Here is a 14,139-nt window from a genome sequence, read left to right as displayed (position 1 = left end):
ATGGCTAATGTGTGGGGAGGAGATCCCGATTTCAAAACAAGATTGGATTGTCCTCAGCCTTTTTCTCAAGAGCCTAGGTGTTATACATTGGATGTGGCTGATTGTCCGGCTACAGCATGGAATACATGTGAGGATTGTCTGATAAAGAATACATTGACATGTGAGGAATCTACAGGTAAATGTATGTTGCAGAGTGAGGAATGTGCAGCTAAGACAATAATTTGCCTGTAAAGGATGGTGTTTGGCTGTGATCTGTTTCAATTCGTAAAAGCAGGGTTTTCTTCAGGAGAAGGAGTAAAGTAAAAGCAGAATATTTATCTTTGCATGAGGATGGGGTTAAAAACTGAAAGAAAAGACGGGAGAGAACGGGAAGTGAAACTTTCAGGGAGGGGAAAAGTATAAGTGAGGGTGTAAAGGCAGGACTTTATACCGGGTTGAATAAAAAGATAAATATGGAAGAAGTGAATAAAAAGGTGACTTTTGAAGAAATACGTGCGAATGAAGAGATAAAATGTTATATATCACAAGCGGACAAAGCCTTGTGTGCAATGGGATATACGGAACATTCCTTTGCTCACGTAGTGAAAGCAGCAGAAGCGGCAGAAAAAATACTGCTGACGCTGGGATATCCGGAACGGGAAGCGGAGTTGGCGAAAATTGCAGGCTATATGCACGATATCGGAAATATTGTCAACCGGATCGATCATGCACAAAGCGGGGCTATTCTGGCTTTCCAGCTATTGGAGAAAAGGGGAATGGAACCCAATGAAATTGCACAGGTGGTCAGTGCCATCGGAAATCACGACGAAAGTACTGCAGCCGCTGTAAATCCTATTGCAGCGGCTCTTATCCTGGCCGATAAGACCGATGTTCGGCGCAGCAGAGTCAGGAACCGGGATTTTGCTAATTTCGATATACACGACCGGGTAAATTATGCCGTGGAAGAATCGAAAATTTATTTTAATGACGATAAAACAGCTATTGTACTGGAACTTAAAATCGATACGACCATTTCAGCCGTTATGGATTATTTTGAAATATTCCTCGGACGAATGATGCTGAGCCGTAAAGCCGCGGAATATTTAAAAATACGTTTTGAACTGATAATTAACGGACAACGGCTCCTCTGATAAGAGTAGTTCCGGGCTCGGCCATCGGAATGCTGGAAGTGTTATTTTTTTAGTTTCAATATAAAGCGTTCGTAACGTTAGAACAATAAGGAGAAAACTAATCTTTAATGATAAAGAAAACATCCGGGAAGTTTGGAAGGAAATAATTCACCTTCAGTATAACAGACAAACTTTTCGGATGTTTTTATTTTAAATACTTGTATGTATAAATATATATTTATATATTTGTATCGTCTTTTGGAGAACATCCATTGAAGGACAAATAGGGAAATAAAAATAGAATTTATTTATATGTTATGGGGACGGAATGTTTTACCAGGGAAGAATTAGAACAGATAGCCTATATGCTGAAGGCTGTAGCCCATCCGAATCGTTTGAGGATTATTTGTCTTCTTTCCAGAAATGAAGAATTGAATGTTTCAGAGATATGCGAAGCAACAGATTGCAGTCAGGCTTTGATTTCCCATCATCTTACAGATATGCTGGCGAAGGGCATACTGAAAATCCGGAGAGACGGACGGAATGCCTATTACCGTCTGACAGACGAAAGAGTGACAAATGTTATGCGGTGTATGATGAATTGCGGTTCTGAATAATAGGGTGGAGTGAAATCAAAAAATCTTTTTTTTGGATACTAAAATATAAATGTATATTTGAATATTTGAATTTATGAAAAAGTTTGTACAATCGAATTGGGGAAGTATTTTGTTGGGAATAACGGGAGCCCTGGGCGGATTTTTCTATTGGCGGTATATCGGGTGTCTTACGGGGACTTGTGTCATTCAGTCGACCTGGTATTTATCCACGCTTTGGGGAGCGGTATTGGGAGTGTGGATCGGTTCTTTTTTCAATTGGGAAAAAATTTGTAAATCAGAAAATAAGTAGAAAATTATGGAAAAATTTGAAGAAATGATTCAGGGAGATGTGCCTGTATTAGTCGATTATTTTGCTACATGGTGCGGGCCTTGTAAGATGATGCATCCGGTATTGGAAGAATTAAAACAGCGTATGGGCGATAAAGTAAAAATTGTAAAAATAGATGTGGATGTACCGGCCAATCGCCAAAGTGTATATTTCTACCAGATACAGTCTGTACCGACCTTATTGTTATTTCGGGAGGGAAAATTATTGTGGAGGCAGAGCGGAGTAGTCAGGACTGCTCAATTACAGGAAATTATCGGAAAATACATTCCGGAAAAGTGAGTCTTTGAGAAAGGCAGAGAAAATGAATAAAGTTTAAAGAAATGAAATATATCATTATCGGGGGAGTTGCCGGAGGAGCATCTGCGGCGGCCCGTTTAAGACGGTTAGATGAAAGGGCGGAAATTCTTTTATTTGAAAAAGGAGAATATATCTCTTATGCGAATTGCGGTTTGCCGTATTATATAGGAGGAGTTATTTCAGACCGGGAGCGGTTATTTGTGCAAACCCCGGAAAGTTTTGCTGGTCGGTTTGGCATAGACGTAAGAGTGCTTTCTGAAGTGAAAAAGATTGATACGGAGCAGAAAAAAGTATGGGTGGAAGATTTGAGGAAGGGAAAAATGTATGAAGAAAGTTTTGATAAATTGGTATTATCTCCCGGAGCAGAACCTGTCCGTCCTCCTTTAGAAGGTATTTCTGCAGAGGGTATTTTTTCTATTAGGAATGTTGCAGATACAGATCGTATACATACTTATATTAATCGGCACGAAGTCCGGCAGGCGGTAGTAATCGGGGGCGGTTTTATCGGTTTGGAAATGGCGGAAAATTTAGCTGTCAAGGGAATAGAGGTTACGATAGTGGAGATGGCGGATCAGGTAATGACTCCTGTCGATTATGAAATAGCGGCTGTAATACACCGGCATTTGAGGGAAAAAGGTATCAGGTTGAGGTTAAAGGAAGCTGTTACGGCATTTCGGAAGTCAGAGAAGGGCTTAGTCGTGGAGTTGAGGGGAGGTGATTTACTGGAGACAGAACTGGTAGTTCTTTCGATCGGGGTACGGCCGGATATCCGTCTGGCCCGGGAAAGCGGTTTAGAAATCGGAAAGGTTGGCGGAATCCGGGTAAATTCATATTTACAGACTTCTTGTCCGGATATATATGCAATAGGGGATGCGATCGAATTCCCTCATCCCGTAAGCGGGAAACCGGCTCTGACTTTTCTTGCCGGTCCTGCTAACAAAGAGGGACGCATTTGTGCCGATAATATGGTGAGGGGAAATCACCGGGTTTATAAAGGATCTGTAGGTACTGCTATTGCCAAAGTTTTCGAATTGACTGTCGGATCGACGGGCTTGTCTGCGCGTTTATTGAAGCAGTTGGAAATACCTTATCAGGAGGCCATCGTACATGCAGTTTCTCATGCCGGTTATTATCCGGGGGCACTTCCATTGACAGTAAAAATTAATTTTTCTCCCCTGGATGGACGTTTATTGGGAGGGCAGGTTGTCGGTTATGAAGGTGCGGATAAGCGTTTAGAGATGTTATCGGCAGTAATGAGGGCCGGGGGAGATATTTATGCTTTGGCAGAAATGGAACAGGCGTATGCTCCGCCCTATTCTGCGGCAAAAGATCCGGTGAATATGGCCGGTTTTATTGCTGATAATATTTTAAATGGGGTGGTACGCCCGATTGGCTGGAGGGAAGTGAAAGAGGATGGAGGACAAAAATATACGTTCGTAAATGTTTGTACCCCTCAGGAATGTGAACTCGGTCAGATCCCTGGTTCTTTCAATATTCCTTTGGATAAAATCCGGGAGCATTTGGACGGGATCCCCAGGGAAAAGCCTGTTGTGGTATATTGTGCAGTGGGTTTAAGGGGATATATAGCTAGCCGGATTCTGATGCAGAATGGTTTTGATGTGTATAATCTGACCGGTGGTTGGAGAACGTATGAGATTGCCACGGAAGATGAATTTTCGTCCGGAGAAAAAGAGAAGATAAACATAGAACAGAAATCAGAAAGGAGATTCGTCCCTTTGGAAGTAGATGCCTGCGGGCTGCAATGTCCGGGTCCGGTTATGAAATTGAAAGAAAACATAGACCGTTTAGTTCCCGGGGATGAAATGCTCATTCGGGCCACAGATCCTGCTTTCCGGAGAGATGTGGTTTCCTGGGCGGAGATAACCGGGAATTTGCTGAAAGACATTCAGGAAGAAAGGGGAGTAATTACGGCGGTTATCGAGAAAGGAAAGCGTGTGGCGGAGGAAGGCAGGGAAAAAGGAAATGCCAAGACACTTATTGTTTTCAGCGATGACTTGGATAAAGCTTTGGCCTCTTTTGTGATTGCTAACGGAGCTATGGCTATGGGGAGAAAAGTGACGATGTTCTTTACTTTCTGGGGACTGAATGTAATTAAGAAAGCCAATTCAGCCCAAATAAAAAAAGATAGGATTGGAAAAATGTTTGGCTGGATGTTGCCCCGGAATAGCCGGCATTTAGCTTTGTCAAAAATGAATATGTGGGGAATCGGTTCCAGAATGATGCGGGGGATAATGAGACGTAAAGGAATAGAGTCGTTGGAAAATTTAATGGTACAAGCTCAGGAGAAAGGGGTTGAATTTATTGCTTGCCAGATGTCTATGGATGTTATGGGAATAGATAAAGCCGAATTGATAGAAGGAGTAAAGATCGGAGGTGTCGCTAATTATTTGGAAAAGGCAGAAGGAGCGGATATGAATTTATTCATTTGATAGTTTTATATCCGTTCAATATGTGGATGTTTAAAAATTCGAATGTTCAAATGTTTAAGTGTGTAAAGGTAGAAATGGCCGGAGGGAGGATTATAGTTTTCAAATAAAAGGAGAGGGAAGGAATGAATGTTCTGATCCCTCTTTTTATCGCAGCGGGCGTTAATAAATAAAGGGTCTTGAGGCGGGAAATGTCTTTCTTCATTGGGGGATTTAAATTTTGGACAAATAGAATCCTTTGTTTAATAGGCTTGTAAATCTTAAATAATCTGTATTTTTGTTATATTTGCCAATATAAAGAAATGCATTATGAAAGTGAATGTTTTAGTGGGCTTGTTGTTTATATTCAATCTCTCTGCTTTTTCTGTACGGGCTTGTACATCGGCTATTATTACCGGAAAGATGACAAAAGACGGGCGTCCTCTGATGTGGAAGCACCGGGATACGGGTACGGATTGGAATCATATAGCGCATTTCAGGGGAGAGCGGTTTTGTTACACCGGTTTGGTAAACAGTGACAATCCTTCGGAAGAGATTTGGACAGGTGTCAATGAAGCGGGATTTGCCATAATGAATACGGCTTCCTATAATCTCAAGGATGACGATGTGAAAGAAATGGATAAAGAGGGACGTTTAATGAAAAGGGCTTTGGAGATTTGTAAGGCTTTGGAAGATTTTGAATATTTTCTGGATACATTGAGCCGGCCTATGGGAGTCGAAGCAAACTTCGGAGTAATAGACGCTTTTGGGGGAGCGGCATATTACGAAACCAATAATCATACCTATATAAAGAGGGATGTGAATGATGCCCGGTTAGCACCCCGGGGGTATTTGATTTATACAAATTTCTCTTTTCATGGGAGGGAAGGCGAAGGAAAGGGATATATCCGTTACAAAACAACGGAAGAACTATTTCAGGATTTTGAAAAAAAGGATTTTACACCGGCTCTCATTATTGCCGGATGTTCGCGTTCTTTCCGTCACTCTTTATTGGCGGTTGATTTGAAGGATAAACGGTTTAGTCCTAACCGGGCAAGCGGTTTTTGTGTTGAGCAGGACTTTATTCCCCGGCGTGAGAGTGCTGCTTCCATTGTAATCCAGGGAGTAAGACCGGGGATGGATCCGGAATTGGTGAGCATGTGGACCGTATTGGGATATCCTCCGGTATCGGTTGCCTTACCGGTTTGGGTAAAGATGGGACAAGAAATTCCGGTTTTGTTGGCGGCTTCTGCGGAGACGGGAAAAGCTCCATTGTGCGAAATAGCTGTTCAGTTAAAAGATTCTGTTTTTTCTGTAAAACCGGGAAACGGACTGAAATATATGAACTGGAGTAAGCTTTATAATGAAGGGGGAACCGGCATCATGCAGGTGCTGCAAGCTGTTGAGGAGGCTGTATCTTCTCTCTTCGTTTCTCATCAGGCGGAATGGGAACAGCAAGGTTTAAATCCGGAAGCAATCCGGGAACTTTATGCCCAGGCAACTGAAATGATTAAAACAGTTTACCAGCAAAAATTAGGTATACCCTTTAAAAATTAAAATCCAATATTTTATCCCCTTTCTCTTTTAAATAGTGGAATAATTATACATTTTCACACCTGAATATCTAAACATTCCCCCTTTCCGAATTTTATCCGGGATTACTTACCGGATCCAGATATAATTATCTTTTTCTGAAAGTTCTGCGCAGTACCGGAAGCCGTCCCATTCAAATGCCTGTATTTTTTCAGGATCTTCAATACGGTTTTGTAAAATATAGCGTGTCATTTCTCCGCGGGCCATTTTGGCGTAGGTACGGATCGTTTCATATTTCCCTTTTCTGAATTCTTTAAATTCCGGCGTGATCATTCTTACTTCTGTCTGTAACTTATTCAATTGCAGAGCACCTAAAATGTCGAGACTTGCCAGGTTTACGATTATTTTGTCGTCCTGAGAAGCTTCTTTTATCAGGGGATCTGTAAGCTTAGGACGCCAGTATTCGTATAGATTGTCCTCCTGCATTCCCCGGATTTTGATTTTAAAAGCAATACGGTAAGCTTTGATAAGATCCAGAGGACGGAGTAAACCGTATAAAGTAGAAATAATGCGGAGATGTTTCTGGGCATATTGAAAATCGTCATTTGAAAAAGTTTCCGGGCGTATATGCTGGAATACATTTCCGGTATAGGCCAGAATTGCTGGTTTGGCTGGTGAACTTTTATTGTCGAATTCCTGATACCTTTCGTAATTTATATCTGTCAATTTGTTACTGATTTGCAATAGTGTTTGCAATTGATCACGAGAATAATCCTGTATTCTGGACACGAGGTATTCGGCATCTTTTTTAAACAGAGGTGTAGTACCTTGCGGAGTAGGAGGGACTATATTCATATCCATGGATTTTGCAGGGGAAAGAATGATAATCATAGGCTTGGGTGTGGATTTAAATGTTCAAGTAGGAAAATGTATAATTGTACAAATGTATAAATGTTTAAGAATTTAAATGTTTGAATATTCAGGAGTTTTGTGTAAAAGAGAATTTATCAGAAATTTCAGTTCCGGCAATTGAAAATATTTTATTTAAAAAAACATAGGTTCTGAATTAAAAATATAATCGTTTAAACAAATTTATTTTAAAGCTGCATTTCACCTTTTCTTCTGGTTTTACGGACGTTTTTTATTTTGCAAATATAAGAGTATTTACGGGTTTGATGCGGAAAAGTTTTTAGATAAATATTTTGTGGAGAAGTAAGGGATTGACTCAGTGAACAGCAGGAAGAGAAAAAGAGTAGATAGGGATATTGTTTTGGAGAAGGTGGGATATTAAAAGATTGGCAGAGAAAACTGTTTGGAGCAGAAAATAGAAAATAAGATTTGCAATCTGTTTTTGTCTTTTTGCTTTTTCTGATGTAACAAAGTGAAGAAAAGGAAAGTATAACCAATCAGTAATTATAAAATGTGGGATATGAAAAAATTTTTTTTCCTTTTATCGATTGTTATTTTGGCTTTTTTCACGGCTTGTAGTGATGATGACAATGACGGGACAACCGGCAAACCTGGGGAAGGTCCCGGAGTAATAAATCTGGCAGTTACAGGCAGGGTTGGAACACATGTAGGGGATGAACTAACGGAATATGTAAAGTCATTGGATCTATTGTTATTCCGTGAGAATACAAATGGGATTTATCTGTTGAGGGAAAGTGTTTCCTTTACAAAGGCTCAATTGGATGAGCTGGATAATGGATCGACGGAGGCTGCTGCCGGTTTTACTGAACCTAAAAATGTAAATTTCGAAAATTTGCCGATTGGGAATTATGTTATAGTGGGTGTCGGAAATATGAGGGATTCCGTGGGAAATGCATTAAGTAATGCGACGCTGTCGGCTATAAGTGTGGGCAGTACGATGCAGGAGGTCATTGCTTCGGTTACGGAGGGAAGTACTTCTCCCCGGATTTTTTTCGGGATGACCGACCGGATTGTGCTGGGATCTGCAATGCCTGTTGCTCCTTCTCTGACACTTTACAGGAAAGTAGCGATGTTTGCTCTGACCTTACAAAACGTTCCGGCTGCAGTAAATCGCATCGACGTTGAAATCCAGAATACTTACGGAGCTTTTAATATGACCGGTAGTTTTTTAAGTAACCGCATCATTTCGGTCACTCAGAGCAATCGCTATCGTTTTACCGAAGATCAGAGTACTTTACCGCTTGCTTTAATTACTTTACCTACGGTTAGCGGGGAACAGTCGGCTTTTACTTTGTTGTTCTATCTGGATAACGGACAGGTAATTACCATACCATTACAGAATTCTTATGTATTAAAAGCAAATACGATTACAAAATTAACTGCTACCATCGAAGCAGAGGAATCCGGTGGGGTCTGGGATGTAAGGTTGACTCTTTCTATTTCTGCAGATGTCGAATGGAATGTCGATCAGGAACCCAATATTGTCATTTAATAGGAAACTGAAACCGGGATGATTATTTGATGAAAAATCTGATTATCTGGGGGTATTTGAGTGGTCTGGGGCTGATCGGCTGTACAGATCATATGGATATACCCTGTGAAGCCGAAGGGAGGGCAACTGTCATTCATTTGCCCGCCTCTTCCGTGCCATGGGTAGAGAGATCCCAGGTATTTTTTTTCAGGCAGCTGGAGAAAGGGGACACCTTAGTTTGCCGGATGGAAATAGAAGGTCCGAAAGAAGATTTTACAACTTATTCCTTTGTGTTGCCGGCCGGATATTACCAGATGATTTTCATCGGAAATGGCGATATGAAGCATATTCGTTTTGAAGGGATTCCTTCCGTGGAAAACGGTATTATTGACTATTCAGACGGTACACAACCTCCGGATTTGTATTTTACCCGGAATTATGTACAAGCGGGTGAAACAAACCGGATCGGAGCCGGAATAGTGATATTGTCTTCCCGGATTGCTTTAACGGTACGGAATATACCTTCCGGTATCGAACGGGTAAAAGTGTACCTACGGAATACTGTAGCGGGAATTTCTATGGTTTTGGAGAATTTACCTCAGGCTGCTCAACCTTCTATTTCTGCAGAGATTACGGTTACTGCCGGTAGTAGTCCGGTTATTCACCTGAAATCACTGGCTTCTTATCCGCAGGGAGGAAAAAGTTTTCTGGAAGTTTATGGGTATGATCTTCAGGGAAACCCCTTATACCGGGGACAATCCCAACCTTTTTCATTGGGGGGCTCGGAAGATATCAACATCAGCTGCGGATTCGGTTCTACGGCCCAGAAAGCAAATGCTTTTCTTCCGGATAGTACAGAACCCGGAGACCTGGATTTTTGGCTGATAAAGGAAGAATAACAGTTTTGTCCGATTATTCGGAATTTCTGGGGCTGTTTATTTTTAGAGCACTTTTAAATTAAAAGTTGTCCTTATGAGACAGTTTATTGGTATTTTGTTATTCTGTATAGGAATAAGCGGTTGTACAGACGAGCTGTCCTCTTCTTCCGGTACTACGAATTATGTCCGTATTAGCATGGCCCTTCAGGGGATAAATGATTTCTCTGATTATATTGGCTATCTGACGATATATGCTTTTAGGGAAAATAGTAAAGGCGAATATGTGTTTTATCGGAAACTGGCGGAATTAAACAGGAATGATATAAATAAACTGGAATCGGCGGTTTCTCCCGGAGAAAATTATACGGAATCAAAATTATTCCATTCGGAATTGCCTTTGGGTAATTACCGTTTATACGTTATAGGAAATGCTCAGGTAGAAAAAAGGGAGGCTTCTCCGGCCGGGGATGCCGTACCTGCTGATTTTTATTTTACTTATCCGGAAGATGGATTATACTGGGCTTATTTTTTAGGGGAGAAAGATATTCAGGCCGGGAGCAATAGCCAAATTGTCCGGATAGAATTACACCGGATTGTCAGCCGGATTTTGTTGAAATTGTATAGTATACCTTATCAGATTGATACCATAAGAATGACTTTAAAAGATATAGCTTATCGTATTCATCTGGATGGGACTTATTCGGGGACAACGCAATCAGAGCAACGTGTGTTTCGAATGAAAAATGAAGATGTTTATCTGCAGGATACGATCTTTTTCGATATGTTTACCTTCCCTTCTGCCCGTGATTCTTCGGAATTAGAATTGATTTTTCAGGCAAAGAACGGGCAAAAAAGGTATAAATCGGTGCCTGTGCAGTTAGACCCGGATCATTACCTGTACCTGACCGGAAGAATAAATTCGGCTTGTGGGGCATTATTGAGTTTTGAATTTTCATGCGTTTATTTTTTTGCCTGGGATTGGCGGAATATTGTATTACCAGAATTTCCTTTAAAACCTTTATAAAGATGAAATATAGAATAGGATTTATTTCCGGTTTGTTATTACTTGCTTTAGGAGGCTGTATAAATGATAAATGCGGTTGCCGGACAAGGGGGGACATTGCATTTATTATGAAAGATGTAGCCTATTTGTTTGAAGGTAATGAAGTTGTCGGATACAGACCGTATTATACCTTTACAGACCGTTTGGATATTTTAGCATTCCGGGGAAAGGAACGGGACACTACCTTTTGTTTTGATTATGCTTACTGTAAAGACCATCCCGTTATTCCGGTAAAACTGGCAGCAGGAAGTTATCAGTTTTTGTTTGTTGCCAATCTTTTGGACGAAAAAGCTATGAGCTGGAACAAGGCTTCGGCGGAAAAATTGTCCGCAACTTTCCGGATATTGGAAAATAAGGAACCGGCTGTATATCTGGCTGCCATTCAGTCTGCTGACGTATGGGCAGATAATCAAATACCGGTAGAACTCAAGATGCTGGTATCGCGCTTGGAAATGAAAGTGATTAATCCACCCCAATGGGTAACAGATATGGAATTCAGTGTAGAACACATTGCCGGTAAAATTATAATTTGGGAGACTTTCCCTCCTGAAATTTCTGAAAATTTTTTGGAAGGAGAAGAACTTCAGGACACCACTTACGTATATAAATCGGTAAAATTAGATCCTACCGGATCGGATGAATATTGGACGGGGATAAATACATTCCCGACTTACGAAGGTTTTCCGGCTCTCGTAGACGTGAGATTAAAAGGTGAAAACCGGGTGAATGAGTTGATTATTGACGATAGGCGGCTGACTTTCCGTTCGGGGAGGGTCACACGTGTAAATGTTGAATTCACGACGGAAAATACAGTGTCTGTCTCCGTGGAAGTAAATGGGAAATGGGAAATTATTGATGAAGGAGAAATAGAAATATAAATTGTATGAACATTATAAGTTCCCCGGCTGCTTTACTATTTCCGTAATCTCTTTTAATAAAGACGATTATAATCCTGAACGTGTAATTAATTTTGATGGGTTACTTATAAAATAAAATCAGAATATTATGGTAAGACTGAATGGAATATTAAAAGGGGATAAACCGGTATTAGTAGAGTTTTTTGCGAGCTGGTGCCCTCATTGTCAAAAAATGCATCCTATTTTAGACCGCGTAGAAAAGAAAGAAAAAGAGAATTTACGGGTAGAAAGATATGATATTGATGCTCCCGAAAACGAAAAATTGTTGAGCTATTACAGAGTACAATCAGTACCCACTTTTTTGCTCTTTTATCACGGGGATCAGGTATGGCGGCAAAGTGGGGAGATGTCCCAGGAACAGTTGGAAGAAATAGTGGGAAAATATATAGAAAAGGGATAATTTCTGCTATTCAGCTATAAGAAATGTAAAAGTCCGGATGTTTATCTAAAAGAAGAGAATATCCGGGCTTTAAATTTATGAAGTTGTTTATATTTTCAGACTGAAATTGTGCTTGTCCGTGTAAAAATAATTTATCTGCAGAGCGTAAGTATCTGCAATCGATTTGACGATGGCCAGGCCTAACCCGGTTGACTCCGTCTTTTTATCGCCTGCATGATAAAAACGTTGAAATATTTTTTCAGGGTTTAAGGGAGTGCCTGTAGAGGTGTTGGAGAAGATTATTTCCTTTTCCTGTAAATAAATTTGAATTTTTCCTCCGATCGGGCTATGAATCATTGCATTTTTTAAAAGATTGGTGATTAAAATATGACTTAACATTTCGTTTATCCGGAAAGAAAACAGGCCTTCTTCTCTGATTTCTATTGTCAGTTCTTTGTATTCATAGATCATTTTACAATCCTCACTTATGCGGTGAACCAGCAGATTGAAATTTACTTCTTTTTCATCTCCGTATTGCCGGTTTTCGATTCTCGATAATAACAGTAGCGATTTATTCAGTTTAATAATCCTTCCGATCGTCTGATGTATTTCCCCAATTTCATTCAAAAACTCTTCTGTACAGCAAGGGTTTTCTGAGAGTAATTCCAGTTTATTGCTACAGATGGCCAGAGGAGTCTGAAGTTCATGGGAGGCATTTTCAATAAATTGTTTTTGTTGGTTGAAAACTTTTTCATTCCGCATTGCCATATCCGAAATTGTCCGGTTTAATTGCTTAAATTCGTTCACTTTCGTCTTATTTTGCAAAGGCATATTTTTCTTTCCCAAGGTATAAAAATTCAGCCAATGGATTAAATTATAAAGAGGACGTAAACATTTCCGGAATACTAATTGTGTAACAATCAGTATACAAATTAGCATGGCAATGTAGAGATAAATAATGGACCATAAAATGGACTCCAGCATATCGTCTTCTTCGAGAGTAGAAGTCAGTATTGTCAGTTCATAATAGCGTCCGTTATCTGTACGGAAAGAAGTATATAATACCCGGACCGGTTCTTCATCCATTTCATATTCATTAAATGCTTCCGTTGTAATAAAACGTTCTTCATAGTGTTTTCCCCTTTCTTCCGGGATTTCATGAATATAATAACGGGTCAGAATATCGATATGCGAATTTAAAAGAGTACTGTCCCTTAAAGCTTGTTTGATAATTGTTTTCTTATAGTTTTTCAGGCTGTCGTCTGTTTCATCCCGGACCTCATTCAGTATCTGAAAATAAAAGAATACAGTCCAGAATGCCATGGTAAGCAATAGTACCCAGGACAATTTTCCAATTGTATAATGAATCAGTTTCATCTAACCGGTAATATTAAAAATCATTTCTTCTCCTCAATTATTTCTCTTCCGGACTCTTTAACCCTATGAGCATTTAAACATTATGTATCCGGAAGTTGATTACTGCGGCACATTTTATATCCGAAACCATATACGGCCCGGATTTCGGGCAAGGCACCGGCAGATTTCATTTTTTTCCGTAAATTTTTTACCTGGGAATAAATAAAATCATAATTATCGGCCTGATCAATGCAATCTCCCCAAACAGCTTCGGCTAGAGTTCCTTTATGTATTAAACGGCCGGGGTTAGTGACAAAATAATAAAGCAGATCGAACTCCTTACGGTTTAATATAAGTTCCTGATCTCCGATAAAGACGGCATGCCGGTCCGGATAAACATTTAAATTTTCCAGTTCGATTTTTAAATCTCCTCCATTTTGTTTCCTTCGAATGACGGATTTTACTCTGGCATGTAATTCAGCCAAATGAAACGGTTTGGACAGATAGTCGTCAGCTCCTAAATCCAAGCCGTACACTTTGTCTTCTATCGAATCTTTTGCAGAAATAATAATGACACTTTCTTTTTTGTGCATTTTTTTTAGCTCCTGCAGTAAAGTCAGCCCATTCCCGTCCGGTAACATGATATCGAGCAATATGCAGTCGTAGTCGTAATCATTTAATTTATAACGGGCTGTCTGAAAATCAGAGGCATATTCTACAACGAAACGTTCTTTTTCCAGAGAGGCTGTCATTGTTTTTCTCAAATTGTCTTCGTCTTCGATAATCAGAATTTTCATTTTTCCGGTTTTGTTTTTACAAAGCTAAAGAAATATTT

At 40.1% G+C, this 14,139-nt stretch carries 15 protein-coding genes; 12 read left to right on the top strand and 3 right to left on the bottom strand.

The annotated features are described in order from the left end of the window. The 7 genes from Q0465_RS05840 to Q0465_RS05810 form a co-directional block, all read left to right on the top strand. A partial coding sequence (locus tag Q0465_RS05840) for a hypothetical protein (protein WP_298613960.1) occupies positions 1 to 231 on the top strand: 231 nt, incomplete at its 5' end. 221 nt (positions 232 to 452) lie between these two features. Further along, positions 453 to 1,130, top strand: coding sequence for an HD domain-containing protein (locus Q0465_RS05835; RefSeq protein ID WP_298613958.1), 678 nt, complete (start codon positions 453 to 455; stop codon positions 1,128 to 1,130). A 296-nt stretch (positions 1,131 to 1,426) separates the two neighbouring features. Next, positions 1,427 to 1,726: a helix-turn-helix transcriptional regulator gene (locus Q0465_RS05830; protein ID WP_298613956.1), complete on the top strand. Its 300-nt coding sequence runs from the start codon at positions 1,427 to 1,429 to the stop codon at positions 1,724 to 1,726. Between the two features lie 73 nt (positions 1,727 to 1,799). After that, the gene (locus Q0465_RS05825) at positions 1,800 to 2,015 is read left to right on the top strand and encodes a hypothetical protein (protein WP_298613954.1); all 216 of its coding nucleotides are present in this window, start codon (positions 1,800 to 1,802) and stop codon (positions 2,013 to 2,015) included. A gap of 6 nt (positions 2,016 to 2,021) precedes the next feature. Next, the gene (gene trxA / locus Q0465_RS05820) at positions 2,022 to 2,333 is read left to right on the top strand and encodes a thioredoxin (protein ID WP_298613952.1); all 312 of its coding nucleotides are present in this window, start codon (positions 2,022 to 2,024) and stop codon (positions 2,331 to 2,333) included. A 41-nt stretch (positions 2,334 to 2,374) separates the two neighbouring features. After that, entirely contained in the window at positions 2,375 to 4,801 is a 2,427-nt protein-coding gene (locus Q0465_RS05815) for an FAD-dependent oxidoreductase (protein WP_298613950.1), read from the top strand. Positions 4,802 to 5,107: 306 nt separating this feature from the next. After that, a complete protein-coding gene (locus tag Q0465_RS05810) occupies positions 5,108 to 6,334 on the top strand; it encodes a hypothetical protein (protein ID WP_298613948.1) in 1,227 nt (408 codons plus the stop codon). A gap of 105 nt (positions 6,335 to 6,439) precedes the next feature. Here Q0465_RS05810 and Q0465_RS05805 read toward each other — a convergent pair whose 3' ends face one another. Continuing rightward, positions 6,440 to 7,201, bottom strand: coding sequence for a YaaA family protein (locus Q0465_RS05805; protein WP_298613946.1), 762 nt, complete (start codon positions 7,199 to 7,201; stop codon positions 6,440 to 6,442). Between the two features lie 538 nt (positions 7,202 to 7,739). Here Q0465_RS05805 and Q0465_RS05800 point away from each other — a divergent pair. The 5 genes from Q0465_RS05800 (at position 7,740) to Q0465_RS05780 (ending at position 11,969) form a co-directional block, all read left to right on the top strand. Further along, complete coding sequence (locus Q0465_RS05800) at positions 7,740 to 8,732, top strand: FimB/Mfa2 family fimbrial subunit (protein ID WP_298613944.1); 993 nt, start codon at positions 7,740 to 7,742, stop codon at positions 8,730 to 8,732. Between the two features lie 29 nt (positions 8,733 to 8,761). Further along, on the top strand, positions 8,762 to 9,610 hold the full coding sequence (locus tag Q0465_RS05795; protein WP_298613942.1) for a hypothetical protein: 849 nt from the start codon (positions 8,762 to 8,764) through the stop codon (positions 9,608 to 9,610). Between the two features lie 73 nt (positions 9,611 to 9,683). Further along, positions 9,684 to 10,613 carry a FimB/Mfa2 family fimbrial subunit gene (locus Q0465_RS05790; protein WP_298613940.1) on the top strand — a complete coding sequence of 310 codons (930 nt, stop codon included), beginning with the start codon at positions 9,684 to 9,686 and terminating at the stop codon, positions 10,611 to 10,613. A gap of 2 nt (positions 10,614 to 10,615) precedes the next feature. Next, positions 10,616 to 11,530, top strand: a complete 915-nt coding sequence (locus Q0465_RS05785; protein WP_298613938.1) for a FimB/Mfa2 family fimbrial subunit — start codon at positions 10,616 to 10,618, stop codon at positions 11,528 to 11,530. A gap of 127 nt (positions 11,531 to 11,657) precedes the next feature. Next, positions 11,658 to 11,969: a co-chaperone YbbN gene (locus tag Q0465_RS05780; RefSeq protein ID WP_298613936.1), complete on the top strand. Its 312-nt coding sequence runs from the start codon at positions 11,658 to 11,660 to the stop codon at positions 11,967 to 11,969. An 87-nt stretch (positions 11,970 to 12,056) separates the two neighbouring features. Here the strand turns inward: Q0465_RS05780 and Q0465_RS05775 are convergent, their stop codons facing one another. Both Q0465_RS05775 and Q0465_RS05770 read right to left on the bottom strand, forming a co-directional pair. Then, complete coding sequence (locus tag Q0465_RS05775; RefSeq protein ID WP_298613935.1) at positions 12,057 to 13,325, bottom strand: cell wall metabolism sensor histidine kinase WalK; 1,269 nt, start codon at positions 13,323 to 13,325, stop codon at positions 12,057 to 12,059. A gap of 80 nt (positions 13,326 to 13,405) precedes the next feature. Next, the gene (locus tag Q0465_RS05770; protein WP_298613933.1) at positions 13,406 to 14,101 is read right to left on the bottom strand and encodes a response regulator transcription factor; all 696 of its coding nucleotides are present in this window, start codon (positions 14,099 to 14,101) and stop codon (positions 13,406 to 13,408) included. Between the last annotated feature and the right edge of the window lie 38 nt (positions 14,102 to 14,139).

This window comes from uncultured Odoribacter sp. (assembly GCF_937966165.1).
GTDB lineage: Bacteria > Bacteroidota > Bacteroidia > Bacteroidales > Marinifilaceae > Culturomica.
This window is presented reverse-complemented; position numbering and strand designations above follow the sequence as displayed.

Bases quoted from the DNA above. Each gene is read 5' to 3' on its own strand.
- Q0465_RS05835 (WP_298613958.1), top strand. From the start codon at position 453: ATGGAAGAAGTGAATAAAAAGGTGACTTTTGAAGAAATACGTGCGAAT.
- Q0465_RS05830 (WP_298613956.1), top strand. From the start codon at position 1,427: ATGGGGACGGAATGTTTTACCAGGGAAGAATTAGAACAGATAGCCTAT.
- Q0465_RS05825 (WP_298613954.1), top strand. From the start codon at position 1,800: ATGAAAAAGTTTGTACAATCGAATTGGGGAAGTATTTTGTTGGGAATA.
- trxA (WP_298613952.1), top strand. From the start codon at position 2,022: ATGGAAAAATTTGAAGAAATGATTCAGGGAGATGTGCCTGTATTAGTC.
- Q0465_RS05815 (WP_298613950.1), top strand. From the start codon at position 2,375: ATGAAATATATCATTATCGGGGGAGTTGCCGGAGGAGCATCTGCGGCG.
- Q0465_RS05810 (WP_298613948.1), top strand. From the start codon at position 5,108: ATGAAAGTGAATGTTTTAGTGGGCTTGTTGTTTATATTCAATCTCTCT.
- Q0465_RS05805 (WP_298613946.1), bottom strand. From the start codon at position 7,201: ATGATTATCATTCTTTCCCCTGCAAAATCCATGGATATGAATATAGTC.
- Q0465_RS05800 (WP_298613944.1), top strand. From the start codon at position 7,740: ATGAAAAAATTTTTTTTCCTTTTATCGATTGTTATTTTGGCTTTTTTC.
- Q0465_RS05795 (WP_298613942.1), top strand. From the start codon at position 8,762: ATGAAAAATCTGATTATCTGGGGGTATTTGAGTGGTCTGGGGCTGATC.
- Q0465_RS05790 (WP_298613940.1), top strand. From the start codon at position 9,684: ATGAGACAGTTTATTGGTATTTTGTTATTCTGTATAGGAATAAGCGGT.
- Q0465_RS05785 (WP_298613938.1), top strand. From the start codon at position 10,616: ATGAAATATAGAATAGGATTTATTTCCGGTTTGTTATTACTTGCTTTA.
- Q0465_RS05780 (WP_298613936.1), top strand. From the start codon at position 11,658: ATGGTAAGACTGAATGGAATATTAAAAGGGGATAAACCGGTATTAGTA.
- Q0465_RS05775 (WP_298613935.1), bottom strand. From the start codon at position 13,325: ATGAAACTGATTCATTATACAATTGGAAAATTGTCCTGGGTACTATTG.
- Q0465_RS05770 (WP_298613933.1), bottom strand. From the start codon at position 14,101: ATGAAAATTCTGATTATCGAAGACGAAGACAATTTGAGAAAAACAATG.